Origin of the sequence: Shewanella sp. SR43-4, from assembly GCF_014163845.1 — a bacterium.
Lineage (GTDB): Bacteria > Pseudomonadota > Gammaproteobacteria > Enterobacterales > Shewanellaceae > Shewanella > Shewanella vesiculosa.
This window is the reverse complement of the sequence record NZ_JACJEB010000026.1, coordinates 1-16,145: the sequence shown is the minus strand read 5'-3', so window position 1 is coordinate 16,145 and position 16,145 is coordinate 1. Positions and strand designations below refer to the sequence as shown.

Below are 16,145 nucleotides of genomic sequence, written 5' to 3'. Positions count from 1 at the left end.
TGCCTTTTGTTACAAGCCTTATTAGATTTAGGTCTAATGTCATAACAAAAGCGCTATTAAAACTGTGGCAGATGTGCGAAAATCGCCGCCCTAAAAAGAACATAAACTTAAAAGAGGACTTTTGAGATGCGCATTATTTTATTGGGTGCACCAGGTGCCGGTAAAGGTACCCAAGCACAGTTCATTATGGAACAGTATGGTATCCCACAAATCTCAACCGGTGATATGTTGCGTGCAGCTGTTAAAGCGGGCACTCCATTAGGTTTAGAAGCTAAGAAAGTAATGGATGCAGGTCAATTAGTGTCTGACGATCTTATTATTGGTTTAGTGAAAGAGCGTATTGCACAAGCCGACTGTGAAAAAGGTTTTCTATTAGACGGTTTCCCTCGTACCATCCCACAAGCAGATGCAATGGCTGAAAATGGTATTGAAATCGATCATGTTATCGAGATTGATGTGCCAGACGAAGAAATCGTTAAGCGCATGAGCGGACGTCGTGTCCATTCAGGTTCTGGCCGTGTGTACCATATCGTGTTCAATCCGCCTAAAGTGGAAGGTAAAGACGACGTCACTGGTGATGATTTAGCGATTCGTCCTGATGATGAAGAAAGTACAGTTCGTAAGCGCTTGGGTATTTATCATGAGCAAACTAAGCCGTTAGTTGCTTACTATGGCAAAGTTGCAGAAGCTGGTAACACTCAGTACAACAAGTTTGACGGTACTCAATCTGTCAGTAAAGTGAGCGAGCAACTGGCTAGTGTATTAAAATAACCGCTGCTCAGCGTCTGAATAAAAAGCCTGCTTTGCAGGTTTTTTTTATGGCGAATAAAAGGTAACGGTGTAACTGCTCGTCTCCCTTATGACGTTTTTCAGGTAGTCCTTATCGTGGTCTGCCCGGCGTTATGGGGCGAAACTCTCGTAAACTGCACAGATAATCTCATCGAAGCGTATTTAAACCACGAATATGATAAAAGTGATGTAAAATTGGCGCTTACCTATGATAAAATTTGCCGCCATTTTCGCGGACGATATCTTATTCAACATTGAATGAGTGTCAGTGGTCAATCATTTCACACTTGCATGGACGCAACGCTACGAGAGCCCCATATGAAGTTTCCTGGTCAACGTAAGTCTAAGCATTATTTCCCTGTAAACAGCCGTGATCCATTGTTGGCTCAACTTACGCAGCAGCCACAGCCTTTTTCTACCTATATTTGCGGTATTGATCAAACCTTGGTTGATATAGAGGCAAAAGTAGAAGACGAATTACTTGAACGCTATGGCTTGCCTAAAGGCAATTCAACTCTCATTAATGATGAACAAGCCCATAATTTGTATCACGAACTAAAATCCAATGAGATGATCAGCGATGAATTTGCCGGTGGTACTATTGGTAATACAGTACACAATTATTCAATCTTGGCGGATGATCGTTCAGTGCTTTTTGGCGTGATGAGCCAGCATATTATGGTCGGCAGTTACGCTTATCGCTATTTATGTAATACTTCATCAAAGGTTGACCTTAATTTTTTACAACCAGTTGATGGTCCAATTGGCCGTTGTTTTACATTGGTTTCCGACTGTGGTGAACGCACTTTTGCGATTAGCAAAGGCTGTATGGATAAGCTTACCCCTGAATACATTGATAAAGAAGTTGTGCAGGGCAGTTCAGCATTAGTGTTAACGGCTTACTTAATGCGTGCAAGCGATGGCGATGGCATTACTGATGCCGCAATGACGGCAATCAATTACGCTAAAGAAGCCGACGTGCCAGTAGTGTTAACCTTAGGTACGCGCTTTTTAATTCAAGAAGATCCTCAATGGTGGCAAAACTTTATTCGAGAGCACGTCACTATCTTAGCCATGAATGAAGATGAAGGCGAAGCGTTAACGGGCTTTAAAGACCCACTGCTTGCCAGTGAAGTTGCGCTTGAATGGTGTGACATGGTGTTAACCACGGCTGGTGCAATAGGGCTTTATACCGCAGGTTACACTGACGATAATGAAAAGCGCGAAACCAGCCATACTTTACTACCAGGCGCCATTCCTGAATTTAATCGTTACGAATTCTCTCGACCTAAATTGCAAGCCGATTGTGATACCCCAATAAAAGTCTACGCTCATATTGCGCCTTATATGGGCGGCCCAGAATTAATCCGTAATACTAATGGTGCTGGCGATGGCGCATTGTCAGCGCTTTTACATGACCTATCAGCCAATACGTTTCATAAAACCAATATACCTGGTTCAAGCAAACATAAACGAGACGGTTTATGTTATTCATCATTTTCTCAATTATGTAAGTACGCTAATCGGGTTGCATATGAGGTGTTAGCACAACATAGTCCTCGTTTGTCTCGTGGTTTACCTGAGCGAGAAGACAGTCTCGAAGAGTCTTATTGGGAACGTTAATAAATTGTCGATAAAAAAACGATAATGCAGCATCATTATCGTTTTTTTTTGTGTAGATTTTTATAGAATAGATATCGAGTCAGAATCTTAACCAGCAATCAGGAGCGTCACGTGAAAGGACAAATCTTAAGAGAGATGCAAGTACTTAAGGCTATTGAGCCTGAGTTTGAAGTTCAGCGTCGTGTTGCTTTTATCAAATCTAAGTTAAAACAAGCCCAGACTCATTATTTAGTGCTGGGGATCAGTGGTGGTGTAGATTCATCTTTAGCCGGTCGACTCTGCCAATTAGCGGTAGATTCTCTTAATCAAGAGCTTGGTGAAGCATCTTATCAATTTATTGCAGTTCGTTTGCCTTATCAAATTCAAAAAGATGAAGATGAAGCACAAATGGCATGCCGATTTATTCAACCATCAAAACAAGTCACTGTGAATATTGCCCAAGGTGTTATTGGTGTACATCAAGCGACCTTAGTTGGCTTAGCTGAAGCCAATATCGCTTTAGCCGACGAAAACAAGATTGATTTCGTCAAAGGTAATGTTAAAGCCAGAATGCGGATGATAGCCCAATATCATATTGCAGGGTTAGTCGGTGGCTTGGTCGTTGGTACTGACCATAGCGCAGAGAATATTACCGGCTTTTATACCAAGTGGGGCGATGGTGCATGCGATTTAGCCCCATTATTTGGTTTAAATAAGCGCCAAGTACGTCAGTTAGCCGCTTATTTGGGCGCACCCGATTTACTAGTGAAAAAAGCACCTACCGCCGATTTAGAAGACAATAAACCTCAACTTGAAGATGAAGTCGCTTTAGGGCTAACCTATGATCAAATCGATGACTTTTTAGAAGGCAGAGATGTTATCCAATCTGTGGAAGACAAACTTGTAGGTATCTATAAACGAACTCAACATAAGCGCGAACCGATCCCGACTATTTATGATTAACGCCTTGTTACTGATGCGATGGCATCTGCTGTCGCGTCAGTTCAATAAGCGCATTAGAATATTGTCGATAATCTAAATATGGCGTCAGCAATACGCTTTGCTGATGCAGTATTTTTTGCTGTTGATCTAGAGCGATATACTGACTAGCATCCATTATTCCCATTCGATGTTGTACTGCTTTACCACACAATATATGCCAACATTGACTAGAGAACGCCTGGTTTTTATTCTCATCAATGTTGGGGTTAACAATGCGTAATTGGCAGTATAAACGCCGAGCAGGATCCCTGTGTTTATCCTTTGTCTGAGTGTCATTAGGTTGGCTAAACAGCTGATCACGGATCAACTTCCAATGAATCCCTTTTTCAATATTGATATCGGGCTCTAAACAGCAAATTTTGGCCATAATAGTAACAATTTTACGCCAGTGATTACCATTGAGATCCACCAGTTGTGTTATTGCATTAGCATCATAAGCACACCAATGTGCCGGTAAAGCTGGCGGGGTTGGTAGATAAAAAATAATATCGGGATTCATCGGTCCCCATACATGGCTAAAGCAATCAGATGACATGTTATTTCCACAATCGTTAACGGCTAATATGGCGAAGTAGTGACTCATTACCTAAGCTGAGTGGCAATTTTTATTATGTTAAATTTATGGTGTCTCATATTACTTAGTTGTTCTTAGTAAGTGTACTCACTACTTATACAAGATGTTTATCGGTAGTCTTTATTTATAAGGTTGTTATGCGTGCAATTGTGATTGGGTCGACGAAACATTTTTTATTTGCCGCATTTTATGGTGCATTAGGTATTGCTTTAGCATTAATTATTACAGGCGTTTGGCTACTTAATGCGCGGCCTAATTTGTCATTATGGCACACAACACATCTTACTTCGGAATATCATCAACAATCAGGTTTAACCGATTTTAGTCAATATTTACAATTAGAAGATAAACTATTTGCTGAAGTCGATCAGCAAGTATACCGCCAATATCAACCTGAAATAGCGTCGCCTTTTAATCGTTATGAGCGTCATAGTTTGTCTGACCCTGGATTATGGCAGCAAAATTGGAACCGTTCATTTGAATGGAAAAGTCCTCAAGCTGAGTTTGGTCTATTACTGCTTCACGGTATGTCTGACTCACCCTATGTGCTATCGCATCTTGCACAACACTACCAACATCAGGCACATGTTCTAGGCCTGCGTTTGCCAGGACACGGAACCATTCCTTCCGGATTAACCGATATTACTTGGCCTGATCTTGCTGGGGCTGTGTCACTGGCTGTCGCGCATCTATCTGAACAATTGCCGGGAAAACCCATTTATGTGGTGGGTTTTTCAACCGGGGCAGCGCTGGCATTAAACCATGAGCTTGAGAATATAAGCTTACAAAAGTCGCCAAGCTTTGATGGCATTATAATGTTATCACCCGCTATCGGTCTGGCGCCTATTGCTGCTGGTGCTTATTGGCAAGCACAGCTGGGTAAGTTGCTTGGGCAAGATAAACTGTACTGGAACAGTATTCAAACCGAATATGACCCCTTTAAATATCAATCCTTCGCTGTTAATGCTGGTGATGTTGTATACCAGTTAACTCAACGTAATCAGACCTTGTTAGCTGCATTATCAGCGCAACAGTTTACGGCTATCCCACCCATTTTAACCTTCCAATCCGTTGTCGATGATACGGTATCTTCACTCGCTGTGGTTGATTTGTTATACCAAAGATTACCCGCAAACAAAGACCATCAATTAGTGTTATTTGACGTCAACCGAACTCGAAGTAACAACCAATTACTCTTTCAAGACCCATTGGCATCTTTTACGCCATTCTGGCTCGCTGCAACATTACCTTATCGGTTAAGTCTGCTTGAAAATGATCCCCAAAGTGATCGTTACGTTCAAGTCAGAGAGTTAGCCGATAAATCGATAACGGATAATGTACTAACATTGAGCTTAGAATGGCCTAAAGATGTGTATTCGTTATCTCATGTCGCGTTAAGTTTTCCTATTGAAGATACCCTTTATGGGCCACTCGCGGAAGATAAGCCACAAAAAATTCAGATAGGAAGAGCTATTTATCAAGGCGAGCGAGGTATTTTTAGTGTACCGGCAGATGATATGTTACGCCAAAAATGGAATCCATTTTATCCGTATATGATGAGTCGCATTGATGAGTTCACCCAAGCCCATCAATCCGAGTCAGTTTTAGATAACCAGTCACCAATGATCAGTCAGTAATGATATCAATGATGGTTCTGTTACGTCCCTGTTGCTTTGCTTGATAGAGGTTCTCATCGGCAATTTTAATCCATTTATCCAGGTCGGCCTCATAATCGGCATTCGCTGTGATAGCACCAATACTGACCATTACTTTGAACGCCTGATTATCTTCGGGCGAGGTGATTTCTAATTGTGACAGCGCTTCTCTAAACCCATTGAGGTGATGTTCTATGTGTAAGGTATTGGATAAGGGTAAAATCAGTAAAAACTCTTCTCCGCCGAAGCGGGCAACAATATCAATGTCGCGTTTAAAGTACTTCTGCAATAATTGCGATACTTTACGTAAACACTCGTCACCAGCCAAATGGCCATAGTTATCGTTAATGGTTTTAAATAAATCTAAATCTAATATGGCCACCGTAATGGTTTGTTCGCTTCGTAAACAAAACTCCAATAGCTCACTGAACTTACGTTCGGCATAACGGCGGTTGTACAATCCAGTTAACGGGTCTCGGTCTACTAACTCGGTGAGTTTTTTATTGGCTTTTTCTAATTCTGCAGTGCGATTGGCAACGGTTTGTTCTAATTCCATTTGATGGGCAACCAGTTGTTCTTTACTGGCCACTAATCGTTGATAAAGGCTGAAGACTTCTCTAGGTGAATTGTCGTCAATGGTCGATACTTTTCCGCTATCAGGTAGGCTAAATTGATTGGCAACTGCTTCTAATGGCACGGTCAATAGTGCACTGAGCTTTGTTGATATATAAAAAGTACATACCAATGACACTAATAACATTATAAAACTAGCAAACATTTGTTCTTCAGCCAGTTTTAATAACGGTGAGAACTCTTTTAAAATATACACAGTCCAACCATTATTTAATTCACGGTGAGTATAAATATACTCAGGTACAATTGAGGTCATTTTGTGAATATTGATAAGCTCTAAGTTGGCATGATAGCCCCCTTTATTGATGACAAAATTAAATTGAGATAGCGGTTTAAGGCTGAGCTTTTTTGAGGCAAAAATAATTTGATTTTTCTCATCGACCATCACCACCGATTCATCATTACTGTATTCACTAACTTGATCAATATGTGAAAAGTAGCTCAAATCAAGCGAGCCTTCTATGATGCCGGCGACTTGCGTATGTTGTTCATCAACATAAAACGGGGTACTCATAGCGACAATAGCATCATTGCCGAAACCTCGGCCTAAAAAGGCAGATGATACAAATAAGCGGCGATTATAAAATGATTCAATAAAATAATCGCGGTCATTAATATTAATATCCTGTGCTTTTTTGTCGATTGCGATCAGCCTTGAAACCGGGCTGGCATTAACAATTTTAGCGTCAGGATCAGCAATAAGCATGCTTATAAAGCTGGGGTAGCTTTCATGAAAGCTCGATAAAATAGCCTGCCATTTTTCCGGCTTATCAGCGATTAGCGTTAATTGATTGGCCGTATTTTGAATAACCGTTTTATGATTTTCAATATAACTTTGTGTCGACGCTGAAATGTGGGCAACGGCTTCAGTCATGTTTTGTTTTAACATGACTTGTTGACGTTCTAGAGAATAATAATTAAAAATTAACGCTGAAAACAGTAATGTTAACGTCACGAGTAAGGTGAAAAAATAGGTCAATTGCGCGCTTAATTGTCTGCGATGACGATCTTTCACTTTGTCTTTTAAAAACCATAATTTTGGAATAGCTAAAATAAGCAGTGATGCAATACTGGTATAAATAAGACCGTTAATTCCTTGCTTTGAAATGATAAAACCTAAGTGAGAAGGGGGAATATCCATTAAAAAGACGACATATAGATACACTAGTGGTGCACCCAGTAATAACCAATAAGCGGCATCGGCATACAGCGCATAGATGTCACGGCGTCGGGCATATCCTAAAAACAACGCTTCTAACCCAAAGATTAAATACACATGAGGGCTATCCCATATCAACATTAACCCAGTAGATGCCATCATTGCTGTTAAAAATGCATACCAAGGCCCTAACAAAACAGCCGCAATAACGGTCATTGTATTCCCCAACACAAATTGCACATTGGCAAAAAACTGTATTGGGTAGAAATTGAGTAGCAGTCCGATTACCCCCAATATAATCGAGTACAAAAGGTGTTGTTGATTAATGCGTGGCAAGCTCAAAAAATATCCTTATTATCTGTATTTTAGATAGACTTATTCCTTTAAGAACACTTATCTCAGGAAATAGAAGTATTTTCAACGCAAACAAAAATTTTTTTGCTATCAAATATTTATTTTTGCCTTTCGTGATGCAGCGCACAGACTCCACAAAGATGTCTTTTTGTTCGACCTTGGTCTAACTTCGTGGCGTGGGCAACATGTTTTTCTGGTTTTTATTTTCTCTATTGCATTGATATATGGGTGTTTTTTAATATTGGTCAGAGTTTTTATTGATCAAGTACGACTAAGGTCTTGATTGTGGTGCCCCCCTGAGTTGCTAAATTAACAATGACTTTACAAAAAATAACATAGGGGAGTCGCAATGAGTTTTGAAAATAACGATAAGGCAGCGGGTTACTGGCGTGAGAATTTACGTTTAGTACTTAGTTTGCTTGCAATTTGGGCTGCAGTGTCATTTGGCTGCGGCGTTATATTAGTAGATGTGTTAAACGAATTTACCTTTATGGGATTCAAATTGGGTTTCTGGTTTGCGCAGCAGGGTGCAATGTATGTATTCGTGGCGCTGATTTTTGTTTATGTGGCGAAAGCTAATGCATTAGACAAAAAATACAATGTTCAGGAAGACTAAGGGGCACTAAGATGGATGTTCAAACACTTACGTATTTAATTGTTGGCGCAACTTTCGCGCTTTACATCGGGATCGCCATTTGGTCTCGAGCAGGTTCAACCAAAGAGTTTTATGTTGCAGGCGGTGGCGTTCACCCTGTGTTGAATGGTATGGCAACAGCAGCAGATTGGATGTCAGCTGCATCATTTATTTCATTAGCCGGTATTGTGTCTTTTACTGGTTATGATGGTTCAGTGTATCTTATGGGCTGGACTGGTGGTTATGTGCTATTAGCCTTGTGCATGGCACCTTACTTACGTAAATTTGGTAAATTTACTGTTCCTGATTTTATTGGTGATCGTTATTACTCTCAAACAGCACGTACGGTAGCAGTGATTTGTGCCATCTTTATTTGCTTTACTTATATTGCAGGGCAAATGCGTGGTGTTGGCGTGGTGTTCTCACGCTTCCTAGAGGTTGACGTAGAAACTGGCGTATATATTGGTATGGCGGTGGTGTTCTTTTATGCAGTATTGGGTGGCATGAAGGGGATTACTTACACACAGGTTGCACAGTACTGCGTACTTATCTTTGCCTTTATGGTTCCAGCTATCTTTATTTCGGTAATGATGACAGGTCATATTTTCCCACAAATTGGTTTCGGTGCTGAGATGATCGACGCCGCGGGTAATGGTACGGGAGTATATTTACTCGATAAACTCGATGGATTATCGGCAGAGCTTGGGTTCTCCCAATATACCGAAGGTTCTAAAGGCATGATCGATGTGTTCTTTATCACTGGCGCGTTAATGTTTGGTACAGCAGGATTACCGCATGTTATTGTGCGTTTCTTTACTGTTCCTAAAGTGAAAGATGCACGTATATCAGCTGGTTGGGCATTAGTGTTTATCGCTATTATGTACACTACAATTCCTGCATTATCTGCTTTCTCACGCGTAAATATGATTGAAACCATTAATGGACCAGATTCTACTGGTGTTCCTTATGAAACTGCACCTGAGTGGATTAAAAACTGGGAAAAAACTGGTTTAATCAAGTGGGAAGACAAGAACAATGATGGCAAGATTTTTTACACCAATGGTGAAAAAAATGAAATGAACATTGACCGAGATATCATTGTGTTGGCCACGCCTGAAATTGCTAACCTTCCAGCATGGGTGATTGCTTTAGTTGCTGCGGGTGGTTTAGCAGCAGCATTGTCGACATCTGCGGGTTTATTACTGGTTATTTCAACGTCTGTTTCACATGATTTACTCAAGAAAAATCTGATGCCAGACATTTCGGACAAGAAAGAGTTAATGTATGCACGAATAGCCGCAGGTTTTGGGGTTGTTATGGCTGGTTACTTTGGTATTAATCCACCAGGCTTTGTTGCCGCGGTTGTTGCCATTGCATTTGGTCTAGCTGCTGCATCGTTATTCCCAGCTATTATCATGGGTATTTTCTCTAAAACCATGAATAAAGAAGGGGCTATTTCGGGTATGGTTATCGGCTTATTATCTACTGCGGCTTATATCGCTTACTTTAAGTTTATTAATCCAGCAGCTAATACATCTGAAAACTGGTTATTTGGTATTTCACCAGAAGGTATTGGAATGATGGGAATGATAGTCAACTTTGTCGTGGCTTTTGCTGTGAGTAAAGTTACCACTAAAATTCCTGATGAAATAGTGGCGATGGTAGAGTCGATTCGTTTCCCTAAAGGATCGGGTGAAGCTCACGATCACTAAGTTATAATCAATACAGCTTAGAAAGGGCGCTTCGGCGCTCTTTTTGTTGGGCTTTAGTCCTATAGGCGTTAAGTGAAATGCTTTGCTATAGTGAAAGTGTTAACCCATGTACCATAGGGAATTAATTAATGGATGCCAGCGAGTTACAACCTGTCGAGCAGTTTTTAGCGCTCCATTCTCCTTTTGATACGCTTCCTCGAGATCTCATTCAATATTGTGCCAAAAAAATTACTGTGGGTTATTACAGTAAAGCGTCTGCATTTGTTGAGTTTGACAAAGATAACCCCAAATTATATCTGGTGCGCAGCGGCGCATTTGAAGTTCGCGATCCTGAAGGTGTATTGGTCGACCGTGTCGGCGAAGGTGAGTGCTTTGGTTTTTCTACTTTGCTATCGGGTGAAAAAGTGGTTAATAAAGTGGCCATTCTTGAAGACAGTTTAGTTTATCATTTACCACAATCTGTATTTGCCAAGTTGAGATCTGATCATCGCAGTTTTGATCAGTTTTTTGCCCGCGCTTTTGCTAATCGTTTACGTAATGAAGCTAAATTTACCGCCAAAGACCTGACCACCACGAGCCGCATCACTTCTATTATGTCATCTAGGCCGATTATTATTGACGCCAACGCCAGTGTGATGGATGCAGCCAAACTGATGCGAGAACATCGGGTATCATCGGTATTAGTGATCGATAATCAAAAGTTAACCGGGATTTTAACCGACAGAGACCTGCGTAATCGGATCATTGCCGAAGGGTTAGATTTTAATGCTCTGGTGAGTCAAGCCATGACAATTAATCCAGTCACAACCCATGCCAATGCATTAGTTTTTGAAGCCATGTTGGCGATGAGTGAACATAATATTCATCATTTGCCTGTGGTAGAAGGCAGCCAAGCACTCGGGATGATCACCAGTACTGATATTTTGCGTTCACAAAGCTCACAGCCTTTGCTGTTAATTGGTGAAATTGGCCGCCAAGGCAGCATAGAAAAGCTTATTCACGTGAGTAAACAAATCCCCCTGTTGTTGCAAAACCTCATCAGTGCCGATGCTAGAGCTGAAGAGATTGGCCGTGTGCTAACCTCAGTAACCGATGCATTAACCCGCAGACTGATTGAGCTTAATCAACAAATTTTAGGCCAAGCGCCAATGGCATTTTGTTGGTTAGCGTTTGGTTCACAAGGTCGCCAAGATCAAGTCGCTTGTTCAGATCAAGATAATGGTTTATTACTGGCCCATGAACCTGATGAGTTTGCCGCAGCTTATTTTGACACGTTAACCAAAGCTGTGTGTAAGGGCTTAGATGAATGTGGTTATATTTATTGTCCAGGCGATATTATGGCGCAAAACCCCAAGTGGCGAATATCCCTTGTTAAATGGAAAGGGCTTTTTTCGCAATGGGTTAATACGCCAGAACCAAAAGCATTAATGCATGCAAGCATCTTTTTCGATATGCGACCTGTATTCGGTCCGTTAAACCTATTCAATGAATTACAAGATTCGGTGTTAGCATCAACACAAGACAACGATATTTTCCTTGCCGGTATGGCGGGGAATTCCTTAACGGAATCACCTCCACTGGGTTTTTTTAGAAAGTTTGTTCTTGAGCGTGATGGCAGTGAAGTCAAAGGCATGGATTTAAAGCACAAGGGCAGTGCGCTTATTAATGATATTGCCAGAGTGTATGCGTTGAGTGCGGGTATTAAAGAGGTGAATACCGCCAAGCGGATCAGGGCGTTAATGGATGCGAATATTATTAATCGCAAAGATGCACTTAATTTGGCTGATGCACATGAGTTTATTGCGCATATGCGTTTATCGAATCAAGGTTACCAAGCAACCCATAATCTGCCGGTGAATAACTTTCTAAAACCACAACATCTCTCTTCGTTAATGCGCCACCAATTACGGGATGCTTTTAAGGTGGTTCATGATGCTCAAGCGGGTATAAAACTTAAGTTTCTAAGGAGTTTTTAGTGGTTAATTTGTGGTGGATAAAAGCCATATTGTGGCGTAAAAAAATGGCCATACTGCCTTCGCCACTCGATACTTACTTAGACGCAATTATCCCAGCATTAACACAACCATTTCTCGATGCCCCCTTAATGGCGATTGATCTTGAAATGACCGGCTTAAATCCTATTGGCGATCAAGTCATCAGTATTGGTATGGTACCTATTATCAACGGGGTGATCCCGCTTGAAAAGGCACAACATATGATGATTGCCATCAGTGGTAGTGTCGGTCACAGCGCGACGGTTCATGGTATTGTCGATAATCAATTGCATATGGCGTTATCTATTCAAGACGCGATGGAATGGTTTCTCACACAAACGAAAGGTCATATTTTGGTGGCGCATCATGCACCACTGGACATCGAGTTCATTCAACAGCAATTAATCCGTTGTTTTGGTCAATCTATTCCTATGGTGTTTATCGACACCCTCGCCATAGAAAAAAAACGCTGTTTAATGCAACATTCGGTATTAAAAGAAGGATCGTTACGTTTAGGTGCCAGTCGTGAACGTTACCGTTTACCTGTTTATTCGGCGCATAATGCGCTTATAGATGCATTATCCTGTGCTGAATTACTCTTGGCTCAGGTCGCTGCAATAGGCGATGTAAAAAAACTATCGGTAAAAGACTTAATTAATGTGCTGCGCTAATACACTAAAAAGCCAGTCATCTAGACTGGCTTTTTTAACGCTTAGCTTAAGTTAATTTAAGTTAACTCAATAAGGCTTATTCAGCGTCTTTCGCTTTATTGAAAAAGTAATCAACCGCAGGCTTAATTAATTCAAGTGCCGTTTTATCGCAAGGGGGTAATTTAGCATCACTAGTATTAATTGGTGTGGTTCGTTCACCCCACTTTAATAGTAATGCGGCAGAAGTTAATCCTGCGCCAAATGCACATGATAAAATCGTTTGCCCTGGGACAATTTTGCCCTGAGATAATGCATCACAAATAGCGATAGGGATGGTGGCTGCAGAAGTATTGCCATAATCAGCGATATTAACGAACGCTTTTTCTTTAGGGATTTTCATCCGGCTCACTAACGTATCGATAATTCGCTCGTTAGCTTGATGCGGGATAACAAAATCGACATCATCTATATTGGTGTTACATTTTTCGAGTACTTTAGCACTTAAGCTTCCCATGCCATGAATCGCACGCTTAAACACATCTTGACCATTAATGTGGATATAAAAATCTAACGAATCGTTATCAAATCTATCCATTTGGGTGCCAAAGTTAGACTTTAAAATATCTCGCCCTTCAGGGTCATTATTTAATTCATAACCTAATACGCCGCCCGGCTGATCGCTTGCTTCAAGAACAACTGCGCCAGCACCGTCACCAAATAATACTGCGGTTTCACGGCGAGACCAATCAAGGTAAAAAGACAGACGTTCAGCACCGATGATCAGAATTTTCTTACTTTGGCCGCTTTTGATCATTGAGCTGGCTAAACCCACACCATACAAAAAGCCACTGCATGCGGCATTGATATCAAATGCACCACATGTAGCGCCAATATTGGCTTGTACCGTTGAAGCAATATTAGGGATCAAGGTATCAGGGCTTGCAGTCGCTAAAATAATTAAATCTAACTCACTACCGTCGATTCCTGCAGCCGCAAGTGCATGCTTAGCTGCAACCGATGCCATTTCAGAAGTGTTAACGTGACTAATGTTACGCTGACTGATCCCTGTGCGAGTTTTAATCCATTCATCCGTTGTTTCCATGAATGTCGCTAAATCAGCATTGGTTAATGTTGCTGGCGGAACGGACTTACCCCAACCGGTAATATGTGCATACTGCATAAAATTCTCTCAATACGTTCAATCGTTAATTAAATTTATTCACAATATCAAGTGCTAAGTATTAAGCGAGCTTAAGCTAAACTCTTGGTATTCATTATTTTTAATAGCCATAACTAAGATTTATTATTGTTTTTATGACTTAATTTTTTGTTCTACTAATTTCTTTATTGAATCAGAGGCATGCAGAATATGCTCTCGCAATAAAGTTGTCGCCTTTTCTATATCTCGATTCTTGCATAACTCAAGTAACACTCTATGCTCTCTTTCAGCGATAGGGATCCCACCAGTAAACAGCAACTGTAGACGAATATAGCGATCACAATTTGTGTTTAGACCGTTTACCACATCCATTGTATGAGGGCGATTAGCCGCTTGGTATAAACGAGTATGAAATCTTGTATTCAGTTCACTCCAACTGGCCACAGACTCTTTCAGTGTAAATGCTAACTCAAGTTGAACGAGCACCATTTCAGCTTCAGCAAGATCATTATCAGACAATTTAGGAATTGCCTTAGCTAATAAATCTGATTCTATCATCGCACGTAATTCAAATAACTCAGTGACTTGCTCAACTGATAACAGAGTCGCGGTTGCACCTTTATGTGGTTCGAAATTGATTAAACCTTCTGCTTCTAATTGTACTAGAGCTTCACGCACAGGAATGCGACTCACATTCAATTGCTCTGCGATAGCAGATTGTCGAAGCGGTTCACCTCCCTGAATATCACCAGAAAGGATCTGTTCACGAAGCGCCTCAACAACAAGTTGCGTTCGAGTTTTATGAATAATAGGAGGTATATTGCTCATGTATTCTATAATAATCACTAATATCTTCGAGCAAGGGTACCGCTTAGAGGCCGCTTTATAAAGTGAAACCTATACAATTATGCATATAAAGGTGGTAATTAAACAAATTAATAAAAATATCCAGATTGTCTGGCCCCAAATTCATCTCAATGGGATAATCACCCCAGTATAGCGTTTAAGGAGTGTTAGATTGAATAAAGCAGTATTTCTCGATCGTGATGGCGTGATCAATAAAGATAATGGTTATGTCCATACTGTGGACGAGTTTGAATATATAGAGGGTGTATTTGAAGCGTGTTTAGCGTTAAAGCAAAAGGGTTACCTATTAGTCGTTGTCACCAACCAATCTGGTATTGCTCGTGGCATGTACAATGAAGATGATTTTCATCATTTAACAGAATGGATGGATTGGAACTTTGCCGATAAAGGTGTCGATCTTGATGGTATTTATTATTGCCCACATCATCCAGAAAAAGGCCTAGGCGAATACAAGCAAGATTGTGAGTGTCGTAAACCGAAACCAGGTATGTTGACCACTGCCGCTGAATTCTTGAAAATAGACATGAGCCAATCTGTGATGGTTGGGGATAAGGCTGATGATATGCGCGCAGCAAAAGCCGCTGGAATCAATACCACTATTTTGGTTCGCTCAGGTAAAGTAGTCGATGAAGCGGGTATTAATCTTGCTAGTGCCGTGGTTGATAGCATTGCTGATGTACCGAGTTTATTAAATCAATTACTGTCATAGTCTACAAATCCCTCATCAAACCGATAAGCGAAAGTGTCTGTTTATTGCCGATAAGCAAAAAATATCTCCTACCTGTTCATATATAAGCATTAACCTACTTATATATGAACATCGGTTGACTGTTATTCATCTATAAACCGCTTTCTTCGTTTTGCTTTTGCTGGCAGTAAAATTAAAAATACCTATATCTTGTGTGTTGAGACGAATATACAGTTGAGTTAACACTGTATTAACCTTGCTTGAGTAAATATTTAGCCTCAACAAGCCAAATTAGCTACTTAAATCTCAATGAAGCACATCTTAAGCCTTCTATAGGCAGGGAAAATATATTCAAGGTCTGCTGTAGTTGGCCGTTTTTGTTCGTAAATACAGCAAAAAGATCCTTAAATGTGGCTTTGAGTTTAAATAGTACGCAGTTGAGTCTTAATCGTCATAAAAACTTTAAAAAGCGCTTGCGCTATAAAATGTTTTCCCTATAATACACCCCACTGACACGGAACACGGCGTCTAACGCAGGTTACCAGGTCCGCTCTTTAACAATTTATCAAGTAATCTGTGTGGACATTCACAGGTATTGAGTTATTCGAAATTGTCTTCTGTTCTTCGGAATGTTGGCAATCAAAAAATTTAAACTCAATGCAACGATGAATGT

General features: G+C 40.6%; 13 protein-coding genes. 9 read left to right on the top strand and 4 right to left on the bottom strand.

Translation table 11 applies throughout. The features are described from left to right. Positions 1–126: 126 nt before the first annotated feature. From adk to nadE, 3 genes are all read left to right on the top strand, one after another. Positions 127–771: an adenylate kinase gene (adk, locus tag H5123_RS19445; protein ID WP_124016059.1), complete on the top strand. Its 645-nt coding sequence runs from the start codon at positions 127–129 to the stop codon at positions 769–771. 336 nt (positions 772–1,107) lie between these two features. Beyond that, complete coding sequence (locus H5123_RS19440) at positions 1,108–2,412, top strand: inosine/guanosine kinase (protein WP_124016058.1); 1,305 nt, start codon at positions 1,108–1,110, stop codon at positions 2,410–2,412. Between the two features lie 111 nt (positions 2,413–2,523). Further along, positions 2,524–3,354: an ammonia-dependent NAD(+) synthetase gene (gene nadE, locus H5123_RS19435; protein ID WP_182699016.1), complete on the top strand. Its 831-nt coding sequence runs from the start codon at positions 2,524–2,526 to the stop codon at positions 3,352–3,354. 7 nt (positions 3,355–3,361) lie between these two features. Here nadE and H5123_RS19430 read toward each other — a convergent pair whose 3' ends face one another. Beyond that, positions 3,362–3,928 carry a DUF6942 family protein gene (locus tag H5123_RS19430; RefSeq protein ID WP_259395708.1) on the bottom strand — a complete coding sequence of 189 codons (567 nt, stop codon included), beginning with the start codon at positions 3,926–3,928 and terminating at the stop codon, positions 3,362–3,364. Positions 3,929–4,104: 176 nt separating this feature from the next. Here H5123_RS19430 and H5123_RS19425 point away from each other — a divergent pair, with 176 nt between their 5' ends. Continuing rightward, positions 4,105–5,604, top strand: coding sequence for a carboxylesterase (locus H5123_RS19425; protein WP_182699015.1), 1,500 nt, complete (start codon positions 4,105–4,107; stop codon positions 5,602–5,604). On the opposite strand, the gene H5123_RS19420 is transcribed toward H5123_RS19425, so the two are convergent. Further along, positions 5,594–7,756: a diguanylate cyclase gene (locus H5123_RS19420; RefSeq protein WP_259395707.1), complete on the bottom strand. Its 2,163-nt coding sequence runs from the start codon at positions 7,754–7,756 to the stop codon at positions 5,594–5,596. The genes H5123_RS19425 and H5123_RS19420 overlap by 11 nt on opposite strands. Before the next feature lie 361 nt (positions 7,757–8,117). On the opposite strand from H5123_RS19420, the gene H5123_RS19415 reads away from it, so the two are divergent. From H5123_RS19415 to H5123_RS19400, 4 genes are all read left to right on the top strand, one after another. Continuing rightward, the gene (locus H5123_RS19415) at positions 8,118–8,384 is read left to right on the top strand and encodes a DUF4212 domain-containing protein (protein WP_124016055.1); all 267 of its coding nucleotides are present in this window, start codon (positions 8,118–8,120) and stop codon (positions 8,382–8,384) included. A gap of 11 nt (positions 8,385–8,395) precedes the next feature. Beyond that, the gene (locus H5123_RS19410; RefSeq protein WP_124016054.1) at positions 8,396–10,114 is read left to right on the top strand and encodes a sodium:solute symporter family protein; all 1,719 of its coding nucleotides are present in this window, start codon (positions 8,396–8,398) and stop codon (positions 10,112–10,114) included. A 128-nt stretch (positions 10,115–10,242) separates the two neighbouring features. After that, on the top strand, positions 10,243–12,090 hold the full coding sequence (locus H5123_RS19405; RefSeq protein WP_124016053.1) for a DUF294 nucleotidyltransferase-like domain-containing protein: 1,848 nt from the start codon (positions 10,243–10,245) through the stop codon (positions 12,088–12,090). Next, positions 12,090–12,779 carry a 3'-5' exonuclease gene (locus tag H5123_RS19400; RefSeq protein WP_182699014.1) on the top strand — a complete coding sequence of 230 codons (690 nt, stop codon included), beginning with the start codon at positions 12,090–12,092 and terminating at the stop codon, positions 12,777–12,779. Before H5123_RS19405 ends, H5123_RS19400 begins: the two co-directional genes overlap by 1 nt. 76 nt (positions 12,780–12,855) lie before the next feature. Here the strand turns inward: H5123_RS19400 and H5123_RS19395 are convergent, their stop codons facing one another. Both H5123_RS19395 and H5123_RS19390 read right to left on the bottom strand, forming a co-directional pair. Beyond that, entirely contained in the window at positions 12,856–13,938 is a 1,083-nt protein-coding gene (locus H5123_RS19395) for a ketoacyl-ACP synthase III (RefSeq protein ID WP_182699013.1), read from the bottom strand. Positions 13,939–14,070: 132 nt separating this feature from the next. After that, positions 14,071–14,745, bottom strand: a complete 675-nt coding sequence (locus H5123_RS19390; RefSeq protein WP_124016050.1) for a GntR family transcriptional regulator — start codon at positions 14,743–14,745, stop codon at positions 14,071–14,073. Positions 14,746–14,935: 190 nt separating this feature from the next. Between H5123_RS19390 and gmhB the strand changes: the two genes are divergently transcribed. Further along, entirely contained in the window at positions 14,936–15,493 is a 558-nt protein-coding gene (gene gmhB / locus H5123_RS19385) for a D-glycero-beta-D-manno-heptose 1,7-bisphosphate 7-phosphatase (RefSeq protein WP_182699012.1), read from the top strand. Positions 15,494–16,145 lie beyond the last annotated feature (652 nt).